The following is a 3,534-nucleotide window of genomic DNA, read 5'->3' on the forward strand; positions in this document are numbered from 1 at the left end:
GCGGTAGTAGCTGAGATTGATCGTCTAATCATACAGAAAGTGACTATTTTGTAGCGTTCAGACAGCACTCTCTCGGCTCGTTCGGGAAGTACCGATTTTGGGGGTGTTAATAACATTGTGAGCTCAGTATGTATTCGTTAAAATTCGGCGACTGCGAACTGGGGCCACTCACAGCGAGGTGCATCAGGAATCGTTAAAACTCGAATACGAGGCTGATTGCATTATCATCCAACCTTTCGGTGAGTTATTAAAATATGAACTCTGAGAAACATATTTTGTAGTGATGATCCACTGTGAACTGAAGATACATTCCTTATTTTTCGGTGACCGCGATTCAAGGTCCAGTCATTGTGAATTGCCACAGTCAAACCAGATAGTCGCATACGGCGGACTCATTGTGAAATGAACCAATATTCTTGACCAAATGTGATATTTGTGTCACAAACCATATGAATCCTGAGTTATAATATGGCGGTTATCGCCCGATAACCATCATTCAGAAAATGTCCGATAAATTATCATTACTATCGGTATATGCGCCTAACAGCATTACTCATCAGTGCTGAGGGGTGCACCTGTGGTACTTGTGGGACCACAACCGTCTCAACCAGTATCTGAAACTCAGATACCTCGTGTACTACCGACGCCGCAAGTACCTGAGGAACCTAAGCTTCCTGAACAACACAATCCAACGCAAGAGCCGTAACCACCGTTACCTCAATAGGAACTGTGCATTCCTGAGATCACTAAGGGGCCTAAACAACCCAATAGGGCGCAATCAAGATTCCTGACTGGAGTTGCTGTTTCTGATTCAGTTGGATCAGTATTTTTGTCTGAGATCGGTTTGTGTGATTTCTCCCTCGCAGGCACGCCTGTGGATCAGTTTCTATGGCGATTTTACCCGGTTCAGTACGAGCGTTTTTAAACGGGTGTTTAATAAACCGGTGTGCATCTACGATGACAGAAACCGAATCAGCGATAGAAATCACCGAGGAGTTGCGAGGCATGCTCGGTGATGATGCGTTAGCTGTACAGAAACAGTACGAGGCGTTTTATCAATGGATGATCACCGAAGGAAAGAATCCGAGACGAGCACAAGCACTCGGCGAATCCACCGCAGGGAACTATCTCGACCGGATCGACCAACTGCATCGATTCGTGTTAACGTACCTTGATCCGGATGATCCAACGGTCATCACTGACGACCATGCAGACGAGTTGCTCTGGCTGATCGACCGCGCAGAGATAACACAACAGAACAGATCGAATAAGGGCGAGGAGTACGGTGAAAATTCGAAGCGCAAATTTGCGAATGCGCTCCAGAAGTACTTTCAGTGGCAGTATCACGAAGGGTCAATGGAGTACGTATGGGAATCGAAGATCGACTTCAGTGACGTGCAAGGCGAATCGGCGTACCGGTTCACCTATCGGGAACTTGGACTCCTGTTTGATGAATCAGCTTCCCACGGATCCCTGCCAGCCTATTACGAGACCTCAATCGAAGAACGGGAGAAAATCAACGGAATCGTAGCACAGCGACTTGGTATCCCGAAGGACGAGGTAACACGTAGCGACTGGCAGCAGGCAGATTGGAGCCGACACGTACACTCACTGGTGACCGTGGCGTATGATGCTGGACTGGCACCCATCGAGGTTGCAAACGCCGAAGTACCTTGGTATGATCCGCAAACAAAGACGCTCACGATCCCCACTGAGTATGCCTGTAAGGAACGTGATAAGGAACGGGTTGGTCTGTCCGATGAAGCAGCTGAGGCGTTGAGTGAGTGGCTGCAGGAGCGACGCCACCGTGAGAAGTACGACGGCAGTAACAAGATATGGCTGAACAGGAACGGGAATCCGTATCAATCCGGGAGCCTCTGTAACCTGATCAGGAAGCTTTGTGAGAAAGCGGGGGTCAAAACAGAGGGTCGGAAGGTCGTGTGGTACAGTCTCCGGCAGACCATGGGGCGAAACGTGACTGACGAAGGCGAGTTATCGGAAGCGAATGATCAACTTCGACACAGCCGGTTAGCGACGACACAGGAAAACTACAATCAGACTCCGACGGAGAAGCTGAGAGCACGGCTCAACGAGACGCGCAGGAAAGCACGACGATCCGCAGAAGATCATGAGTACAATCCCTACGAAGAGTCAACACGGTCGAACGACTCACAGGTGACTTCTTCTTCGTCGCAACCGGTGTCAGTTTCGAATCGGTTTGGTGGCGCGGTCAGTCAGGCTACGCAACCATCAATCCATATCGATGTCGAGATACCCGATACGACCGAAGCACGTGTCGACATAGCGAAAGAGATTCTCGGTGACGACCCCACCGAACAGGGTCGTTCGTTCAACCCATCCGATTGAGTGCGTTCTGTCGATCCTCGATGGGAGCTTGGTCGTATTTCATTGTCGACTCGGGACTTTTGTGTCGAAGTTGCGTCTGCGCGGCGGCGAGCCCCTCTTCCCGGGCCATATACGTACCCGTTGAGTGACGAATGGCGTACCAGCTCATCTGCCGGTTATCGACCGAGATCCCAGCGATGTCACACAGACGATGCAGTAGTGTACGTAACGCTGCTGACCCGTACGGATTGCGCTGTCTCGTCAACCAGAGCGCATCAGTGTCGTCATATTTGTCGATCGTTGCTCGCTGTGCGAGCCATCGATCCAGCATCTCAACCGTTTGATTTTGCAGACTGACGATCCAGTTTTCAGCGACTTTTGATGATTCCGTCCGTGGAATACGTAGCACTTCGTTATCGATGTCAACCCAACTCGTCCTCGCACGCTCGACTTCGATGGGTCGAAGACCAGCGTCGAGACTCGTGCTGACGAGACTGGGGATCTTCCAACTGTTCGCTCGTTCCCAATCCGCTTTCGTCACTTCGGCTTTCGGCTTCTCGAAACGCTGCGCGAGATACGCTTCCCACCGATCGCGCTCCTCGCCGTATACACTATCAGGCTTTGGAACATCTCCGTACTCCAAGGATGCGTCACGGATCTTCGAGCGCTCCTCGCGTGTGAGATAATCACGCGGTGCCGTTGACTGGTTCTCTCTGGAGAAGGTGATCTCTGGCGTCCACGGTTCCGCACCGCGCTGATGATGCCGCCATTTGAAGAGCATCATCACGGCCTTTCGACAGGCGTTCTTGTGTGCGTTTGAGCACTCTCGGCGGGCGAGGTGACGAAGGTATCCGTCAGCGTGCTCGTGAGTAAGGTTTGACGTGTATCCGTCCTCTTGTTCCCAAACCCAGCGATAGAACTGATCCATCCGGGCGGCACGATTCTTGACCGTTGACTTTGCGTACCCGTCCGCTTTCTCCGGGTCCTTGCCGAAGGTCAACAACCATTCGAGACATCGTTCCCGTTCGCTTCGATAGTCGAGATACTGTCGTTGGTTGAGTTGCTGTTCGGACGGTTCCGTGACGAGTTTGATCGGTTCTATTGAATCCGGTGACGGCGAGGCGATAGTCCGTTAGAACGTTGGAGATGAAGCGGGAGAGTACAGTTGTGCAAAAGGTACTCTTCCGC

General features: G+C 51.4%; 2 protein-coding genes. One reads left to right on the plus strand and one right to left on the minus strand.

The genetic code is table 11. The annotated features are described in order from the left end of the window. Positions 1-957 precede the first annotated feature (957 nt). Complete coding sequence (locus CHB65_RS16575) at positions 958-2,367, plus strand: tyrosine-type recombinase/integrase (protein ID WP_218818986.1); 1,410 nt, start codon at positions 958-960, stop codon at positions 2,365-2,367. Here the strand turns inward: CHB65_RS16575 and CHB65_RS16580 are convergent. Further along, on the minus strand, positions 2,351-3,472 hold the full coding sequence (locus CHB65_RS16580; RefSeq protein ID WP_089386116.1) for a tyrosine-type recombinase/integrase: 1,122 nt from the start codon (positions 3,470-3,472) through the stop codon (positions 2,351-2,353). The genes CHB65_RS16575 and CHB65_RS16580 overlap by 17 nt on opposite strands. Positions 3,473-3,534 lie beyond the last annotated feature (62 nt).

The organism is Halorubrum vacuolatum (assembly GCF_900188065.1).
GTDB lineage: Archaea > Halobacteriota > Halobacteria > Halobacteriales > Haloferacaceae > Halorubrum > Halorubrum vacuolatum.